The following is a 16537-nucleotide window of genomic DNA, read 5'->3' as shown; positions in this document are numbered from 1 at the left end:
CGAACCCCCGAGGACAAGACATGAGCACGATCGACCTGCAGGCCAAGATCCCCAACAACGTGAACCTGGCGGACAACCGCCAGCTGCAGCGCGCGCTGGAGCACTGGCAGCCCGCCTTCCTGCGCTGGTGGGACGAGATGGGCCCGAGCGACTTCAAGGCCAGGGACGTCTACCTGCGCACCGCCGTGGGCGTGGACGCGTCGGGCTGGGCGCAGTACGGCTACACGCCGATGCCGGACTACCGCTGGGGCATCTTCCTCGCCGACCAGCAGCCGGACCGCAAGATCGGCTTCGGTGACTTCATGGGCCAGGACGCCTGGCAGGAGGTGCCGGGCGAGTTCCGTTCCACGTTCCGCCGCCTCATCGTCACGCAGGGCGACACCGAGCCCGCCTCGGTGGAGCAGCAGCGCCTGCTGGGGCACACCGCGCCTTCGCTCTATGACCTGCGCAACCTGTTCCAGGTGAACGTGGAAGAGGGCCGCCACCTCTGGGCGATGGTCTACCTGCTGCACGCCTACTTCGGCCGCGACGGCCGCGAGGAGGCCGAGGAACTGCTGGAGCGCCACTCCGGCGATCCGGACAAGCCGCGCATCCTGGGCACCTTCAACGAGCCCATGGACAACTGGCTGTCCTTCTTCATGTTCACCTACTTCACCGACCGCGACGGCAAGTTCCAGCTGAAGTCCTTCGCCGAGAGCGCCTTCGACCCGCTCGCGCGCACCTGCCAGTTCATGCTGACCGAGGAAGCGCACCACATGTTCGTGGGCGAGACCGGCGTGGGTCGCGTCATCAGGCGCACGCTGGAAGTCATGAAGGAGCTGGACACCGACGACTGGAAGCAGGTGCGCGCCGCCGGCGCGATCGACCTGCCGACGATCCAGCGGTTCATGAATTTCTGGTTCACCAGTTCGCTCGATCTGTTCGGGTCGGAAGCTTCGTCCAACGCGGCGAACTACTTCAGCAACGGCCTCAAGGGCCGGCCCGACGAGGCGAAGTTCGCCGACCACGTCGAGTCCGAAACGGCCATGACCATCCAGGTCCCGGACGGCAAGGGCGGGGTGAAGGACGAGAGCATCTCGGTGCGCAACGGCATCAACGAGATCACGCGCCTGGAATACGCCAAGGACTGCAACGTCGGCGTGACGCGCTGGAACATGGGCGTCAAGCGGGCCGGCGTGCCCTTCGAGTTCAAGCTGCCGTCCACGCGTTTTCGCCGGCAGGTGGGTGCCTGGGCGGGGATGCACACCGACCCGCAGGGCAATCCGATCACCGCTGCAGAGTTCGAGGCGCGCAAGGCCGAATGGCTGCCGACCGAGGAAGACATCGGCTTCGTCAAGAGCCTGATGCAGCGGGTGACCGAGCCGGGCAAGATGGCTGGCTGGATCGCCCCGCCGGACCGCGGCATCAACGCGCAGGCAGTGGATTACGAGTACGTCAAGTTGTAGCCGGCGTTACGTCAGGCGCGTTCCCAGCGCCCGCTCCCTCCAGGGGTGGCGGCACAGCGCGTTGCCTATCTTTACCGTCGGCTACGTACTGTCGGGCTGACTCGGCGCGCCGCGCGTCGCATCCGCAGTACGAACGAGAGGACATCCGTGAAACACCGCACGGAGTTATTCCATCGGTAGGTCGAAAGGTGTATTTGGTTGAAACCAATGTAGGCGCCGTTACGTGACTGCCCTATAAAAGGCAGGCCGGTGGACGTTTCCATCGGTAGCGTCGAATCGGCACCAAAAACACAATTCGAGACCGGGGGAGGTTCGAGGCGCGCGACCCGTCGAGGACCGGGCTGCCGCATTCCGGCGGCCCAAGGGGGTGCCATGGAAGCGGTCTGCTGCACGCGCACGGCCTCAGCGCCTTCCCGCATCGAGGGAGGGCGGCTGTCGCAACTGACGCGCGCCGTCCGGCCATGAGGGCGCCGACACCCGTCCGCAGGGGCGCGGCGCCGAGCGCACCCGTGATGCCGCCCCCGAACGGCTACCACGGCCTGCACATCTCCTACCGCGACTTCCTGGGCGATTCGTGGCATGACAGCCTCGTGGACGCGCACGCGGACGATTCGCGCATCCATGCCATGGTGGTCGAGAGCGCCGGCGTGCACATGGAGAGCACCGTCCTGGACGTCGGTTGTGGCGAAGGCCGGGCGGCCTGCAACGTCGCCCGGATGACCGGCGCGCGGGTGCGCGGCATCACCCCGCACCCCGGCCAGCTGGAAGCGGCGCGGATGTCGGCCGAACGGCAGGGGCTCGCGGGGCGTGTGCGCTTCGACCTGGGCGAGGCGGGTGCCCTGCCATACCCAGACCAGACATTCGATGCCGTGCTGTTTTTCGAGGCCCCTTGCCACTACCCGGACCGGGTGCGCGTCTTCGCCGAGGCCATGCGCGTGCTGCGTCCCGAAGGCCGGCTCGCGGGCTCCGACTGGGTCCTGGCCGACGGCGCCCCCGATGACGTGCGCATGCATTGGGGCACGCGGATTTCCAAGGCCTGGGCGATCCCGCCACTGGGCACCGTGTCGACCTACGCCCGAGAGAAGGCCCAGGCCGGGCTGGTCGTCGAGGTGGCGCGCGACCTGCGCGAGGAATGGCCGGTGCTGCGTGGCTTCGTGACGGACCCGTCCATGCAGGCACAGGTCCGCGCGGAGCTGAAGCAGACGGCCGACCCGATCCGCCGTCTCGTCATGGAAGGCGCGCTCGTCCTTGGCGAAGCCGCTGCCGCCGGGGCTTTTACCATCGGCCGCTTCCTGGCGCGCCGTCCGCCACCCGAATGAGGGGCGCGCTGGCGATGCCCCGGTAGAATGCGCTGCGACGGAGCGTAGCGCAGTCTGGTAGCGCATCTGGTTTGGGACCAGAGGGTCGTAGGTTCGAATCCTATCGCTCCGACCAATTCCCCCCACCGGCATCGAATGCGCCAGCATGGCCGCCGACGCCGGGCAGGTCCCGAAGGGCCGCGTTACGATTGCGCCTCTTCTGCCCGTAGCTCAGTTGGATAGAGCACCTGCCTTCTAAGCAGGTTGTCGGGGGTTCGATTCCCTCCGGGCAGGCCAAATTGCGTTTGTCCGTCCCTGAGAGACGGGTGACGGAACGCGAGGCAACCGGGTCGCGGAGCGGGGAGCTCACGCACCCTGTCCAGGTCGTGCAGGCGATGGCCCCATCACGAAACGCGGCGCCGCTTTCCGTTGATCTCCCTCAAGCCCGCGGCGCGGGCATGCGGCACCATGCTTCATGGACGCGCTTTCCACCCGCCCTTCGCTGCCGCATGCCGATCCGCTGGACGTCCCGCTGAAGACTGCGCTGGCGCGCATGGCCGGCGGCATCTCGCCGGCCTCGGTGGCGATGGCGCAGTTCGACTGGCTGGTGCACCTGGCGGTTTCGCCTTCCAAGCAGGTCGAACTCGCGTCCAGCGCGTTGCGCAAGAGCCTGCAGTGGACGCAGTACGCGACACGTGGCTGGCAAGGCGGGTGCGCGCCCGACCTTGCACCGGTCACGGGCGACAAGCGCTTCAGCCATGCCGAATGGCAGCTGCCGCCCTTCAACGCGCTTGCCCAGGCCTTCCTGCTCACGCAGCGCTGGTGGGAGGAGGCGGGCACCGGCGTGCGCGGCGTATCGGGGCACCACGAAGAGGTCGCGGCGTTCATGATGCGCCAGTGGCTGGACATGCTGTCGCCGTCGAATTCGCCCTTGCTCAACCCCCAGGTCCTCAAGGAAACGGTGGCCACCCGCGGCGCGAACGTCCTCAGCGGCGCCGCGAACTGGTGGCGGGACGCGGTGGCTGTTGCCGCCGGCGGCAAGCCGCGCGGCGTGGAGGCTTTCCGGCCCGGCGTGGGCGTGGCACTCACTCCCGGCAAGGTGGTGTACCGCAACGGGCTGGTGGAATTGATCCAGTATGCGCCGGCGACGGACACCGTCGCGCGCGAGCCGGTGCTGATCGTGCCTTCGTGGATCATGAAGTTCTACATCCTCGACCTGACGCCGGACGACTCGCTCGTGAAGTACCTCGTGGAGCAGGGCCACACCGTGTTCGTCGTGTCCTGGCGCAATCCCGGTGCGGAGGACCGCGACCTGTCCCTCGACGACTACCTGCAGCTGGGAGTGCTCGACACCGTGCGCGCCGTGGGGCAGCTGTGCCCCGAGGCAGGCATCCATGCGGCGGGCTACTGCCTGGGCGGCACGCTGCTGGCCATGGCTGCGGCCATCCTCGGAGCGCGCCACGAACACGTGCTCAAGACGGTGTCCATTCTCGCCGGCCAGGTGGACTTCGAAGACCCGGGCGAGTTGGGCCTGTTCATGGACGAGAGCCAGGTCGCCTTCCTCGAGGACCTCATGGCCGACGCCGGGTGCCTGGACGGCCACCGGATGGCCGCCGCCTTCCAGTTGATCAACTCGAAGGACCTGGTCTGGTCCAAGCTGCTGCACGAGTACCTCATGGGCGCGCAGACGCCGATGACGGCGATGCGCGCCTGGAACGCGGACGCGACGCGACTGCCCGCGCGCATGCACAGCGAATACCTGCGCCGGCTCTACCTGGCGAACGCGCTCGCGCAGGATGCGTATCTGTTCCGCGGCGAACACGTGCGGCTGCGCGCCATCCACCCGCCGCTGTTCGTGGTGGCGACCGAACGCGACCACGTCTCGCCATGGCAATCGGTCTACAAGCTGCTGCGCCTGACGCACACGCGCGCACGCTTCGTGCTCGTCTCGGGGGGCCACAACGTCGGCATCGTCAGCCCGCCGGCGGGACCGGCGGCGCACGCCGAGGCGCAGTACCGTTGGGCGGACTCCGAGCCCCACGACGCGCCGCCGGATCCGCTGGTGTGGCGCGCGCGAGCCGCCACCGTGCAAGGGTCGTGGTGGCCGTGCTGGAACCGCTGGCTGCGCGAGCACGGGACGACCGACATCCCGGCACGCGCGGTGCCGGACGTGCCGCTGGATGGGCAGGTGGTGCCTGCGCCCGGCACCCACGTGTTCCAGGAGTGAAAGGGCGCTTCACCGATCCCGCTCGCGCCCGCCGCTCCAGATCGACAGCAGCAGCCAGGCGCTGCCGGCCATGGCGCCGATGAATCCGAGCAAGCCGAAGAACGGCAAGCCGAGCAGGCTGGGACCGCCCGGCACCGTCATCACGATGGAAGAGCCGATGATCAGGGCGGCCACCACGATGCCGACGGTCAAGCGGCTCACGGCGCGGTCGAGCAGGTGAGCCACGGCCTGCAAGTGCGCCACGTCGACACGGATGTCCAGGCGGCTGCGGCGCAAGGCACGCAGCAACTTCGACAGGTCCTGCGGCAGTCGCCCGGCCAGCGAGAGCAGTTCGCGCACGGAGCGCCAGCCGCGCCGCAGCACCACCTCCGGCGCATAGTGCGCGCGCATGGCGCGCTCCAGCACGGGCCGGGCCTGGCCGGCCATGTCGAAGTCGGGGTCGAGCTCGCGGCCCATGCCTTCGAGGGAGATGAATGCCTTGACGAGCAGGCTGAGGTCGGCCGGCAGCATGAGGCGGTGCCGGCGCAGCATCCCCACCACCTCGTTGAGCATCGCGCCCAGGCGCAGCTCGCGCAGCGGCACGTTGCGGTAATCGGCAACGAAGCCTTCCACGTCGGCCAGGAGAGCGTCCTCGCTTTCCGTGCTGCTTCCCGTCCAGTCCATCAACACGCCTGCGGCGGCCGCCGCGTCCTGCTGCACGAGGCCGTGCAGCAGGTGCAGCAACTGGTCGCGGCGCTGCCCGGTCAGCTGCCCCACCATGCCGAAGTCGATGAAGGCGATGCGGCTGCCGGGCAGGTAGAACACGTTCCCTGGATGCGGGTCTGCGTGAAAGAAGCCGTCCTCGAGAATCATCTTGAGCACGGCGCGCGCGCCGCGGCGTGCCAGCAGTCGCCGGTCCAGGCCGCAGGCGTCGACCTCCTCGAGCCGGCTGCCCCGGATGCCGTCCACCAGTTCCTGCACACACGCACGTTCGCATTCCCAGTACATGCGCGGGATGAGAATCACCGGTGCGCCCCGGTCCTGCGGCCGAGCGTCTTCATCCTGGTACCCGCTGAAGTTCTCCGCCATCCGGCGGGCGTTGCGTGCCTCGGTTGCGAAATCCAGCTCGCGCCGCAGCGATTGCGTGAATTCCGCCACCACCTGTTGCGGTCGCAGCGCCCGCAGCTCCGGCAGCTGCTCCTCGGCGTGCCGGGCCAACCGGGCCAGCAGGCGAAGGTCCGCTTCGATGATCGGACGGATGCCCGGGCGGCGCACCTTGACGACCACGGCTTCGCCGCCGTGCAGCCGGGCGCGGTAGACCTGCGCAAGGGAGGCGGCCGCCATGGGTTGGGGATCGAACTCCGCGAACACCTCCTCCGGGGGGCCCCCCAGGTCTTCCGCAAGCTGGCCGCGGATGGCATCGTAGGGCACGGCCTGCGCCTGGTCCTGCAGCCTGCTGAACTCGGCGATCCACTCGGGTTCGAACAGGTCCACGCGCGTCGCCAGCACCTGTCCCAGTTTCACGAACGCGGGCCCCAGTTCCTCGAGCGCGCGGCGGACCCGCGCGGGGGGCTCCAGGTGCGTGTGCTCGCGGCCGTCATCCCAGTGCAGCACGCGGCCGGCGGTTTCCAGCACGTCGCTCAGCCCCATGCGCCGCACCAGGTCGCCGAAGCCGTACCGCACCAGCACGGAAGCAATCTCGTAGAGCCGGCCGAAGTCCCGCACCGACGCGAGGGCTTGCCAGAGCATGGGCTAGGTCCTTCTGGGGAATGTCCTCGGCCGATTCTGGGGGCCGGCCGGCGGCCCCGCTTGACCTGGCGCAAGTCGAGCCGTGCCTGGCACGGCGACCGCTGCGTGCAACAAGACCCGTCATCGACGCGGCCGAGACCCAGGCGTGTTGCGGGCCCCGGTGGGCGGGCGGCCTCTCAGGCCGCAGCGGTCTCCGCGTCCGGCTGCCGCACTTCCGCTTCCCCGCCCAGCGCCTCCAGCAGGTCCGGCACCAGCTGCGAGAGCTCGCCGGTGAGGATCGCGGCGTTGCCGTCGAAGTTGTCGTCGTCCTTGCCCTTGCCGTCCTCGGCTTCCTTGAGCACCACGTCCAGCATCTTGAGACGGCGCAACTGCCCCGATTCGGTCAGGACGAAGGACACGCGATCGTTCCAGGTCATGGCCAGCTGCGTGGGCACCTTGCCCGCGGCGATGTGCTGCGCGACTTCGTCGATGTCCAGCGTGTGGCGCGCGTAGCGCACCGCGGACTTCTGTTCGTCGGCCGCCTTGAGCTCGCAGTCGCGGTCCACCGTGAAACGCCAGGGGGCTTCGCGCGTGCTGAGCCAGTGCGACATCGAGGCGGCGGGCGAACTCTGCGTGTGCACGATCTGCAGGTCCAGCGCGGGCCCGGCGCCCGGCACCTCGATCAGGGCGGCGAGCAGCGAGGACAGGATGCGGTCCGCGGCGGCCAGGCTGCCGGCGTCGACCACCAGCATGCGGGACTTGGGATCCAGCCAGAGCAGGGTGTTGGTCTTCTTGCTGAACGCGCGCGGCAGCAGGTCGAGCAGCACTTCTTCCTTGAAGTCCTTCTTCACCTTGGCCGGCACGCGCTCGTTGCCGGTCTCGGCCTTGTAGCGCTCGACGCGCTCGTCCACCGCCGACTTGATGGCGGACGAGGGCACGGCGCGCTTTTCGGTGCACAGTTTCAGGATCAGGTGGCCGCCGATGATTTCGGCGAGCACCTTGCTCTTGTTGCCGCGGGGCGGCACCCAGCCGCTGGATTCGGGCTGGGTGGGGCCGCAGGGGACGAAGCGGCCCTTGTGCAGCACGCGTTCCAGCGCGTCGCGGTCGGGCAGTTCGAAATTGTCCGCAATGCGGAAGAAACACGCGCTCTTGAACATGGGGGTACAGCTGGCGCCGCGCACGAACGCGGCGAACACGAAAGGCTGCGATTCTAGTGGCAGCCGCAAGGGCTCCCTCGCGCAGGTAGACTGCCGCCGGTGCAAAAGAGAGTGGAAGCGGGGAGCCCGGTGGCCGCCGACGGCCTGCCGGTGCCCGAGCGCTATTGGGCCATGGCGGCCATCGTGTTCGGGATCGCCTTGTCGGTCCTGGACAGCAGCATCGTCAACCTGGCCCTTCCCGACATCGCGCGTGATTTCGGTGCGTCGCCGGCGGCGGCCGTGTGGGTGGTCAACGCCTACCAGCTTGCCACCCTGGGCGTGCTGCTGCCCTGCGCGCAGCTGGGCGAGCGGTTCGGCTACAAGCGCGTCTACCTGGCGGGCCTGGCGCTCTTCGCGCTCGCTTCCCTGGGCTGCGTGCTTGCCCCCACGCTGTCCCTGCTGGCCGGCGCGCGCGCGCTGCAGGGCCTCGGCGCCGCCGGCATGATGGCGGTGAACGCGGCCCTGGTGCGCCTCACGTATCCCTCGCATGCGCTCGGGCGCGGCATCGCGCTGAATGCCGTGGTGGTGGCCGCCTCGTCCGTCGCCGGCCCCAGCCTCGCGGCGCTGGTGCTGTCCGTCGCTTCCTGGCCCTGGTTGTTCATCGTGCAGTTGCCGCTGGACGTGATCGTGTTCGTGCTCGCGCGCCGTGCGCTGCCACGCAACGCGGTGCCTCTTTCGCGCAGTGGCCTGCAGCCGCTGGACGTCGTCCTGAACGTCGCCATGTTCTCGCTCGTGTTCCTCGGCGCGGATGCCTTCGGCGCGCGGCGAGGGGGCGGCCTCGATGCGCGCGGACTGCTGTTCGCCTGCGGGCTGCTCGCCTCGGGCCTGGCGGTCGGCTGGTTCTACCTGCGCCGCCAGTGGCGCCTGCCCGCACCGCTGTTCCCGGTCGACCTGCTGCGCATCCGGGTGTTCGCACTGTCCATGTGCACTTCGGTCAGCGCCTTCGCCGCCCAGACGCTGGCCTTCATCGCCCTGCCTTTCCTGCTGCTGGAAGGCCAGGGCCGCAGCCACTTCCAGGCCGGCCTGCTGATCACCGCCTGGCCCGCGGCCATCGTGCTGGCCGCGCCGCTCGCCGGCCGCCTGATCCAGCGCATCGGCGGTGGGGCGCTGGGCGGCATCGGGCTGGCCGTGATGGCCAGCGGTCTCGCGGCGCTGGCCCTGCTGCCGGAGGCGCCTGCGAACTGGCGCATCGCGCTGCCCCTGGCGCTGTGCGGCGCGGGCTTCGGACTGTTCCAGACGCCCAACAACCACACGATCGTGACCAGCGCGCCCTTGCGCCGCGCCGGGGCGGCCAGCGGCATGCTGGGCACCGCGCGGCTGACCGGCCAGTCGCTGGGCGCGGTGCTGCTCGGACTGATCTTCAGTGCCAAGGGCGTGCACGAAGGCGGCGCAGCCATCGCGCTGGGTCTCGCCGCTGCGCTCGCCGCGGCTTCGGCTGTCTTCAGCAGCCTGCGGGTGCGGACCGCCTAGGCTAGCGCCGCTGGTACTGCGTCGCGCCGAACAGCACCTCGCGCGCCTTGTCGTCCGTGATCGGCTTGCGCAGGCCGGCCAGCACCTGCACGCCGCGCTGCACCGCCGGGCGTTGCGCGATCGTGTCGAACCAGCGCTTGAGGTGCGGATAGTCCTCCAGCACGATGCCCTGGTTCTGCCAGCTGCGCAGCCAGGGGAAGGTGGCGATGTCGGCGATGGAGTACTCGTCCCCACCGAGCCATTCGCTCGCGGCCAGGCGCTTGTCGATCACGCCGTACAGGCGCCGCGCCTCGTTGGTGTAGCGGTCGATGGCATAGGGGATCTTTTCGGGCGCGTACATGCGGAAGTGGTGCGCCTGTCCGAGCATGGGGCCCACGCCGCCCATCTGGAACATCAGCCATTGCAGCACCTCGAACTTCGCGCGGTCTGAGGCAGGCAGGAAGCGGCCGGTCTTGGACGCCAGGTACACGAGAATGGCTCCGGACTCGAACAGCGAGACGCGCTTGCCGTCCGGCCCCTGCGGGTCCACGATCGCCGGGATCTTGTTGTTCGGGCTGATGGCGAGGAACTCGGGCCTGAACTGCTCGCCGGCGCCTATGTTCACGGGAATCGCGCGGTAGGCCAGGCCGCATTCTTCCAGCATGATGTGCACCTTGTGCCCGTTGGGGGTGGGCCACGAATGGACCTGGATGGTGGACACGCGCGTAACCTCCTGTTTCAATCCATAATGTCCGAACTTTAGGCGAAAGCCACCTCGCATGTTCGACCGCATCAAGAAGGCCTTCCACCGGGACGCCAAGGAGCGCAGCGACGGGACCCACCCGCAGGCCCACGGGCCGGTGTCGGAATGGGCTGCGTCGCGGGGCATGACGTTCTCCGGTGGCGCGCTGAGCAACTCCATGACCATGCAGGGCAAGGTGGGCGGCCGGTCCTGGCGGATGGAGCTCGGGCGGCCCACCCGCGACTACATCGTCGGCGAGGAGTTGCGCGCGCGCGCCGAACTCGGCGTGGAGGACAACGTCGGTGCGATGGTGATCAACCGGCCGCTGAAGGAGGCGCTGGAGCGCCGTGCCTACAGCATGATCACCGACACCTTGCAGACGACCGCGGATCCGCGGCTGCCCGAGGAAATGCGCTGGCTCGCCATGTACGACGAGATCGGCTGGGAAGGGCCCGCCAACGATTTCTGGAGCCGCTATGCCGTGCTGGCCGACACGCGCGAACACGCGCTCGCCTGGGTGGACGACCGCCTGGTGGAGCAGCTGATGTCCTGGCCCGATCCCGCCCCGACCGCCCAGGTCCCTTTCATGATCGTTCTGCTGCGCGGCAAGTGCTACCTGCGCATGCAGTACATGCCGCCCGAGATGCCGACCCTGAACCACGCGACGGACGTGTTCGTGAGCGCGTGCGAGAGCGGGCTGCATGCGTTCCGGAAATGACTTCATCTCCGCGATGGCGGGGACCCGGAACTCCCGATGACAAAGCGGCCGTCCGGCCGCTTTGCTTTTGGATGTCTTGCGTTCCCGCCTGCGCCGGAATCACGGAACGATCAGGACCCGCGCGTGATCGGAACGGCGAAATCCTTCCCGTAGCTGCCGTACTTCCCCAGCTCCCACTTGGCGATCGCGTTGCGGTGCACCTCGTCCGGGCCGTCGGCGAAGCGCAGGGTACGTGCGCCGGCATAGGCGCTCGCGAGCGGGAAGTCGTCGGAGACGCCGCCGCCGCCGTGGGCCTGCATCGCCCAATCGATCACCTGGCAGGCCATCGTGGGCGCGACCACCTTGATCATGGCGATCTCGGTCCTGGCGACCTTGTTGCCCGCCATGTCCATGATCCACGCGGCCTTGAGCGTCAGCAGCCGCGCCATGTCGATCTTGCAGCGCGCCTCGGCGATGCGCTCCTGCGTCACGGTCTGCTGCGCGATGGCCTTGCCGAAGGCGACACGTGACAGCGAACGGCGGCACATCAGCTCCAGCGCGCGCTCCGCCAGGCCGACCAGGCGCATGCAGTGGTGGATGCGCCCGGGCCCCAGGCGGCCCTGCGCGATCTCGAAGCCGCGGCCTTCGCCCAGCAGGATGTTGCCCGCCGGCACCTTCACGTTCTCGAAGTACATCTCGACGTGGCCGTGCGGCGCGTCGTCGTACCCGAAGACACTCAGCGGCCGGACGATGCGGATGCCGGGCGTGTCGGCGGGCACCACGATCATGCTCTGCTGCGAGTGCCGCGGCGCCTCCGGGTCGGTCTTGCCCATGGTGATGAAGACCTTGCAGCGTGGGTCCGCCGCACCGGAGATCCACCACTTGTGGCCGTTGATCACGTACGAGTCGCCCTGGCGCTCGATCCGCGTCTCGATGTTGGTCGCGTCCGAGGAGGCGACTTCCGGCTCGGTCATCGCGAAGGCGGAGCGGATCTCGCCATCGAGCAGCGGCTTGAGCCACCTGGCCTTGATCTCGTCGGACCCGTAGCGGGCGATGGTTTCCATGTTGCCGGTGTCTGGCGCCGAGCAGTTGAACACCTCGCTGGCCCACGGCACGCGTCCCATGATCTCGGCCAGCGGCGCGTACTCCTGGTTGGTCAGGCCGGCCCCGGTGTAGCCGGAGGCCTCCGCCGTGTCCACCGGCAGGAACAGGTTCCACAGGCCCGCAGCCCGTGCCTTGGGCTTGAGCGCCTCGATCACCGGCAGCGGCGTCCAGCGCTTGCCCGCCTCGGTGTTGGCCTGCAACTGCTCCTTGCAGGTCTTCTCGTTCGGGTAGACGTGCTCCTCCATGAACTTCTGCAGGCGGCCCTGGAGTTCCTTGGTCTTGGCGGAGTAGTCGAAGTCCATGCGTCGTTCTCCCGGGGATGGAGAAAGGGATCAGGCCTTCTGCGCGAAGGTCCAGGCGAGTTCGGCCATCGGCCGCGCGCTCTTGCCGGAAGCGACCGCCTGGGTGCTGGAGGCCGTGCCGGCCTCCACGCGCTTGGCGATGCCCTGCAGGATGGCGGCGATGCGGAACATGTTGTAGGCCAGGTAGAAGTTCCAGTCGGCCTTCAGGTCGGCGACGGTGGCCAGGCCGGTGCGGTCGCAGTAGCGGCGCATGTACTCGTCCTCGCCAGGAATGCCCAGGCCCGCGAGGTCCAGGCCGCCGATGCCGCGGAAGGACCCGTGCGGGATGTGGAAGGCCATGCAGTGGTAGCTGAAGTCGGCCAGCGGGTGGCCCAGGGTGGACAGTTCCCAATCCAGGACCGCAATGACGCGCGGCTCGCTCGCATGGAACATCAGGTTGTCCAGGCGGTAGTCGCCGTGCACGATCGACACCTTGCTCTCGTCGCGCGCGGCGGGCGGAATGTGCGCGGGCAGCCACTCGACCAGCTTCTCCATCTCGGGGATGGGCTGGCTCATGGGGCCGGCGCCATCCGCCGAGGCCTTGTACTGCTTGCTCCAGCGGCCGATCTGGCGGTCGAAGTAGTTGCCGGGCTTGCCATAGTTCGCCAGCCCGCGTTCGGCGAAGTTCACCGTGTGCAGCGCCGCGATGACGCGGTTCATCTCGTCGTAGATCTCGCCGCGCTGCGCCTGCGTCATGCCGGGCAGGGCCTGGTCCCACAGCACGCGGCCTTCCATGAACTCCATGACGTAGAAGGCCCGGCCGATCACGGACTCGTCCTCGCACAGCACGAACATGCGCGGGACCGGCACGCCGGTGCCATGCAGGCCACGCATCACGGCGAACTCGCGCTCGATGGCGTGCGCCGAAGGCAGCAGCTTGGCGACCGGCCCTGGCTTGGAGCGCATGACGTAGGTCCGCTGCGGCGTGACCAGCTTGTACGTGGGATTCGACTGCCCGCCCTTGAACATCTCCACGCCCAGCGGGCCGCGGAAGCCGTCGAGATTCTCCTGCAGCCAGGTAGAGAGGGCCTCGGTGTCGAAGGCGTGCTTTCCGGTGACGGGCCGGGTGCCGACGAAATGCTCGAAGTTGTCGCTCATGGGGAGTTCCATTGGATCCCCGCTTGCGCAGGGATGACGCTGCGCGTCAGTTGTCGGCCTCGACGATGCGCAGCAGGGCTTCGCGGTCGCGCACCACCAGCCCGCCGGGCTCGATGCGGATCACTTCCTCGCGCTCCATCTGCTTGAGTTCCTGGTTCACGCGCTGGCGCGACGCGCCCAGCAGGTGCGCGAGTTCCTCCTGCGCCAGCTGCAGGCCGATGCGCACCTCGCCGCCATTGGCCAGCGACGGCACGCCGTAGCTGCGCGCCAGGTGCGCCAGCTGCTTGGCCAGGCGCGCGCGCAGGGGCAGGGTGTTCAGGTCCTCCACCAGGCCGAACAGCTGGCGGATGCGCCGCGCCTGCAGCCGCAGCAGCGCCTCGTACAGCTCCACGTGCTGCGCCAGGATCTTTTGCAGGTCCGCGCGCGACACCATCAGCATCGTGGTGTCGCCATGCGCGTAGGCATCGTGGGTGCGCCGCTCGCCGTCGAACATCGCCACGTCGCCGAACCAGATGCCCGGCTCCACGTACTGCAGCGTCACCTGCTTGCCGGTGATCGAGGTCGAGCTCACCCGCACCGAACCGCGCGCCACGGCGCTCCAGAATTCGGCCGGGTCGCCCCGGGCGCAGATCAGGTCGCCATCCTTGAAGCGTTTGACGAAGGCGCATCGCAGGATGTCGTGGCGCAGCGAGGGGGACAGGGAGGAGAACCAGCGCCCGCTGTTGATCGCGGCGCGTTCCTCAATGGTAAGAATCGGGTCGTCCATGGTCTGTCTTGTGAGCGACTGGCACTGCGCGCCATTGTCGCGCGCGGGACGGCGGCGCTCGCTCAGGGTTGTCACCTGAGCGTCGCCCTGCAATAACCCTCAGGGGTACCGGGGCGGCTGCTTGGCGAGGAAGGCCTGGATACCGATGCCGCCGTTGGCGTGGTGCAGGTTGCGCACGAAGTGCTCGCGCTCGCTGGCGAGTTGCTGCACCAGCGTCGCCTGCGGCGCCTCGTTGAGCAGTTCCTTGATGCTGGCCAGCGCATTGGGTGCGCGCTCGTTGAGCCTGGCCGCCAGCGCGAGTGCTTCTTCCAGCGCGCCGCCGACGGGCGTCACCCGGTTGACCAGCCCGAGCTGTTGCAGGCGCGCGCTGCCCATGCGTTCGCCGCACATGAGCAGCTCGCTCACCACGGGCCGGGGCAGGGCGCGCGCCAGCGACCAGGTGCCGCCGCCGTCGGGCGAGAGGGCAACGTTGCTGTAGGCCATGACGAAGACCGCGTTGTCCGCCGCGACGATGAAGTCGCACGCCAGCGCCAGCGAGAAGCCGGCGCCGGCTGCCGCGCCTTCGACCGCGGCGATGACCGGCTTGGGGAAGGCGCGGATCGCCTCGATCCAGCCATGGAGGCCTTCGATGGACTGCGCCTGCACCTCCGGCGGCCGGGCCCGGTTGTCGAGCAGGCGCTGCAGGTTGCCTCCGGCGCAGAAGGTGCTGCCCGCGCCCGTGATCACCACGCTGCGCACCTCGGGATTGCTGTCGGCGGCGTTGAGCGCCTCCACGCCCGCGGCGTAGATCTCCGGCCCGAGCGCGTTGCGGTGATCGGGGTTGCTGATGGTGAGGACCATGGTGCGGCCCTCGCTGGCGCTTTTCAGTTCGGCAGCCATGTTCAGGACTCTTCCTGCAGCAGCGACAGCCCGATCGCGCCGCGGCGGCGCAGCCAGGGGCTGGGGCGGTAGCGCGGGTCGCCGTAGACGGTCTGCAGGTTGAACAGCACTTCCAGCACGTTGGTGGGGCCCCAGCGGTTGCCCATGGCCAGCGGCCCCATGGGATAGCCCAGGCCCAGCGTGACGGCGGTCTCCAGGTCCTGCGGCGAGCAGATGCGCTGCTGGCAGATGTCGCAGGCGATGTTGACGATGGTGGCGACGACGCGCTGGGTGACGAAGCCGCCGGAATCGCGGATCACGCTTACCGCCTTGCCGTCGCGCGCGAACAGGGCGTGCGCGGCGTCGCGCATGTCCTCGCGCGTCGCGGGGTTGGTGGCGAGCACGCGGCGCTTGGTGGCGGCGTCCTCGATCAGCAGGTCGATGCCCACGGTGCGCGCGGGATCGAGCCGCTCGACGACGGCGACCGTCGTCACGTCGAAGCCCAGCGGAGCGACGATCGTCAGCGCCTGCATCGAGGGCGACTGCCCGGTCTCGATGGTGGCGCCGAGATCCTTGAGCAGCTGCAGGAGCTCGGAGCGGCGCGCCGCGCGCGTCGAAACCCACACGGGCGGCATCTCCTCCACCTTCGGCACGGCCGGCTCCGCCGCGACCTGCGGCTTCCCGTCGACGTAGCGGTAGAAGCCTTCGCCGGTCTTGCGGCCCAGCACGTTGCCGGCCACGCGCTGCGCGGTGATCACGGTGGGCCGGTAGCGGGGCTCGTCGTAGTACTGGCGGTAGACCGACTCCATCACCGGATGCGACACGTCCAGGCCGGTGAGGTCCATCAGCTCGAAGGGGCCGAGCCGGAAGCCCACCTGGTCGCGCAGGATGCGATCGATGGTGGCGAAGTCGGCCACGCCTTCGCTGGCGATGCGCAAGGCCTCCGTGTTGTAGCCGCGGCCGGCGTGGTTGACGATGAAGCCGGGGGTGTCCTGCGCCTGCACAGGCGTGTGTCCCATCTGGCGCGCGTAGGCCGTGAGGCCTTCGCAGACGGCCGGATCGGTCTTGAGGCCGGCGATGACCTCCACCACCTTCATCAGGGGCACCGGATTGAAGAAGTGATAACCGGCGAACCGCTGCGGCCGTTGCAGGCCGGCGGCGATGGCGGTGACGGAAAGGGAGGAGGTGTTGGTGGCGAGCACCGCGTCGGCTGCGACGATGCCTTCGAGCTGGCCGAACAGCGATCGCTTGACGTCCAGCCGCTCGACGATGGCCTCGACCACCATTTCGCAGTCGGCCAGGTCCTGCAGCGAGGTCGCCGGCTGCAGGCGTTCCTTGGCGGCCCGCACCGCGGCATCGTCCATCCGCCCTTTCTCGCGCAGTCGGTCCCACTGGGTGCCGAGTTCCTGGATCGCCCGCTGCACCGCTTCGGGCTGCGTGTCGTACAGCTTGACGGTACTGCCGGCCTGCGCGGCGATCTGTGCGATGCCGCGGCCCATGGCGCCGGCCCCGGCCACGCCTATCGTCTTGTAACGGGTCTGCATCGGGCGATTATCGGTGCCCGCCGCAGGGCTTCATGGTGAAACTTGTTTCGCGAACCCAGCCGTGC

The 16537-nt window shown here is 68.9% G+C and carries 13 protein-coding genes and 2 tRNA genes; 7 read left to right on the top strand and 8 right to left on the bottom strand.

From position 1 onward, the window contains the following. Window positions 1-20 precede the first annotated feature (20 nt). The 5 genes from boxB to AC3EGR_RS10055 all read left to right on the top strand — a co-directional run bounded on the left by boxB (window position 21) and on the right by AC3EGR_RS10055 (window position 4970). Entirely contained in the window at window positions 21-1445 is a 1425-nt protein-coding gene (gene boxB / locus AC3EGR_RS10075; RefSeq protein WP_488546339.1) for a benzoyl-CoA 2,3-epoxidase subunit BoxB, read from the top strand. A gap of 512 nt (window positions 1446-1957) precedes the next feature. Beyond that, a complete protein-coding gene (locus AC3EGR_RS10070; RefSeq protein ID WP_488546504.1) occupies window positions 1958-2764 on the top strand; it encodes a class I SAM-dependent methyltransferase in 807 nt (268 codons plus the stop codon). Between the two features lie 38 nt (window positions 2765-2802). After that, a tRNA-Pro gene (locus AC3EGR_RS10065) sits at window positions 2803-2879 on the top strand. 84 nt (window positions 2880-2963) lie between these two features. Further along, window positions 2964-3040 (top strand) — tRNA-Arg (locus tag AC3EGR_RS10060). Window positions 3041-3218: 178 nt separating this feature from the next. Then, a complete protein-coding gene (locus AC3EGR_RS10055; protein WP_488546338.1) occupies window positions 3219-4970 on the top strand; it encodes a PHA/PHB synthase family protein in 1752 nt (583 codons plus the stop codon). A gap of 9 nt (window positions 4971-4979) precedes the next feature. On the opposite strand, the gene AC3EGR_RS10050 is transcribed toward AC3EGR_RS10055, so the two are convergent. Both AC3EGR_RS10050 and AC3EGR_RS10045 read right to left on the bottom strand, forming a co-directional pair. Beyond that, entirely contained in the window at window positions 4980-6698 is a 1719-nt protein-coding gene (locus tag AC3EGR_RS10050) for an ABC1 kinase family protein (protein ID WP_488546337.1), read from the bottom strand. Between the two features lie 176 nt (window positions 6699-6874). Continuing rightward, window positions 6875-7873 carry a recombination-associated protein RdgC gene (locus AC3EGR_RS10045; RefSeq protein ID WP_488546336.1) on the bottom strand — a complete coding sequence of 333 codons (999 nt, stop codon included), beginning with the start codon at window positions 7871-7873 and terminating at the stop codon, window positions 6875-6877. A gap of 132 nt (window positions 7874-8005) precedes the next feature. Here AC3EGR_RS10045 and AC3EGR_RS10040 point away from each other — a divergent pair, with 132 nt between their 5' ends. Continuing rightward, window positions 8006-9343, top strand: coding sequence for an MFS transporter (locus tag AC3EGR_RS10040; RefSeq protein WP_488546503.1), 1338 nt, complete (start codon window positions 8006-8008; stop codon window positions 9341-9343). Window position 9344: 1 nt separating this feature from the next. Here AC3EGR_RS10040 and AC3EGR_RS10035 read toward each other — a convergent pair whose 3' ends face one another. Then, window positions 9345-10043 carry a glutathione binding-like protein gene (locus tag AC3EGR_RS10035; RefSeq protein WP_488546335.1) on the bottom strand — a complete coding sequence of 233 codons (699 nt, stop codon included), beginning with the start codon at window positions 10041-10043 and terminating at the stop codon, window positions 9345-9347. Window positions 10044-10101: 58 nt separating this feature from the next. Here AC3EGR_RS10035 and AC3EGR_RS10030 point away from each other — a divergent pair, with 58 nt between their 5' ends. Continuing rightward, a complete protein-coding gene (locus AC3EGR_RS10030; RefSeq protein ID WP_488546334.1) occupies window positions 10102-10782 on the top strand; it encodes a hypothetical protein in 681 nt (226 codons plus the stop codon). A gap of 110 nt (window positions 10783-10892) precedes the next feature. Here the strand turns inward: AC3EGR_RS10030 and AC3EGR_RS10025 are convergent, their stop codons facing one another. From AC3EGR_RS10025 to AC3EGR_RS10005, 5 genes are all read right to left on the bottom strand, one after another. Beyond that, window positions 10893-12167, bottom strand: coding sequence for an acyl-CoA dehydrogenase family protein (locus AC3EGR_RS10025; protein WP_488546333.1), 1275 nt, complete (start codon window positions 12165-12167; stop codon window positions 10893-10895). A 30-nt stretch (window positions 12168-12197) separates the two neighbouring features. Then, window positions 12198-13304, bottom strand: a complete 1107-nt coding sequence (locus tag AC3EGR_RS10020; protein ID WP_488546332.1) for a phosphotransferase — start codon at window positions 13302-13304, stop codon at window positions 12198-12200. Window positions 13305-13350: 46 nt separating this feature from the next. After that, entirely contained in the window at window positions 13351-14070 is a 720-nt protein-coding gene (locus AC3EGR_RS10015) for a Crp/Fnr family transcriptional regulator (RefSeq protein WP_488546331.1), read from the bottom strand. Between the two features lie 99 nt (window positions 14071-14169). After that, window positions 14170-14949, bottom strand: coding sequence for an oxepin-CoA hydrolase, alternative type (locus tag AC3EGR_RS10010; RefSeq protein WP_488546330.1), 780 nt, complete (start codon window positions 14947-14949; stop codon window positions 14170-14172). A 2-nt stretch (window positions 14950-14951) separates the two neighbouring features. Next, on the bottom strand, window positions 14952-16472 hold the full coding sequence (locus tag AC3EGR_RS10005) for a 3-hydroxyacyl-CoA dehydrogenase (protein WP_488546329.1): 1521 nt from the start codon (window positions 16470-16472) through the stop codon (window positions 14952-14954). Window positions 16473-16537: the final 65 nt, after the last annotated feature.

This window comes from Ramlibacter sp. G4-7, from assembly GCF_057784995.1.
Note: the sequence above shows the minus strand (reverse complement) of the source record. Positions and strands in the feature narration are given on the sequence as shown.

Bases quoted from the DNA above. Each gene is read 5' to 3' on its own strand.
- AC3EGR_RS10030 (WP_488546334.1), top strand. From the start codon at position 10,102: ATGTTCGACCGCATCAAGAAGGCCTTCCACCGGGACGCCAAGGAGCGC.
- boxB (WP_488546339.1), top strand. From the start codon at position 21: ATGAGCACGATCGACCTGCAGGCCAAGATCCCCAACAACGTGAACCTG.
- AC3EGR_RS10070 (WP_488546504.1), top strand. From the start codon at position 1,958: ATGCCGCCCCCGAACGGCTACCACGGCCTGCACATCTCCTACCGCGAC.
- AC3EGR_RS10005 (WP_488546329.1), bottom strand. From the start codon at position 16,472: ATGCAGACCCGTTACAAGACGATAGGCGTGGCCGGGGCCGGCGCCATG.
- AC3EGR_RS10040 (WP_488546503.1), top strand. From the start codon at position 8,006: ATGGCGGCCATCGTGTTCGGGATCGCCTTGTCGGTCCTGGACAGCAGC.
- AC3EGR_RS10050 (WP_488546337.1), bottom strand. From the start codon at position 6,698: ATGCTCTGGCAAGCCCTCGCGTCGGTGCGGGACTTCGGCCGGCTCTAC.
- AC3EGR_RS10010 (WP_488546330.1), bottom strand. From the start codon at position 14,949: ATGGCTGCCGAACTGAAAAGCGCCAGCGAGGGCCGCACCATGGTCCTC.
- AC3EGR_RS10020 (WP_488546332.1), bottom strand. From the start codon at position 13,304: ATGAGCGACAACTTCGAGCATTTCGTCGGCACCCGGCCCGTCACCGGA.
- AC3EGR_RS10015 (WP_488546331.1), bottom strand. From the start codon at position 14,070: ATGGACGACCCGATTCTTACCATTGAGGAACGCGCCGCGATCAACAGC.
- AC3EGR_RS10055 (WP_488546338.1), top strand. From the start codon at position 3,219: ATGGACGCGCTTTCCACCCGCCCTTCGCTGCCGCATGCCGATCCGCTG.
- AC3EGR_RS10025 (WP_488546333.1), bottom strand. From the start codon at position 12,167: ATGGACTTCGACTACTCCGCCAAGACCAAGGAACTCCAGGGCCGCCTG.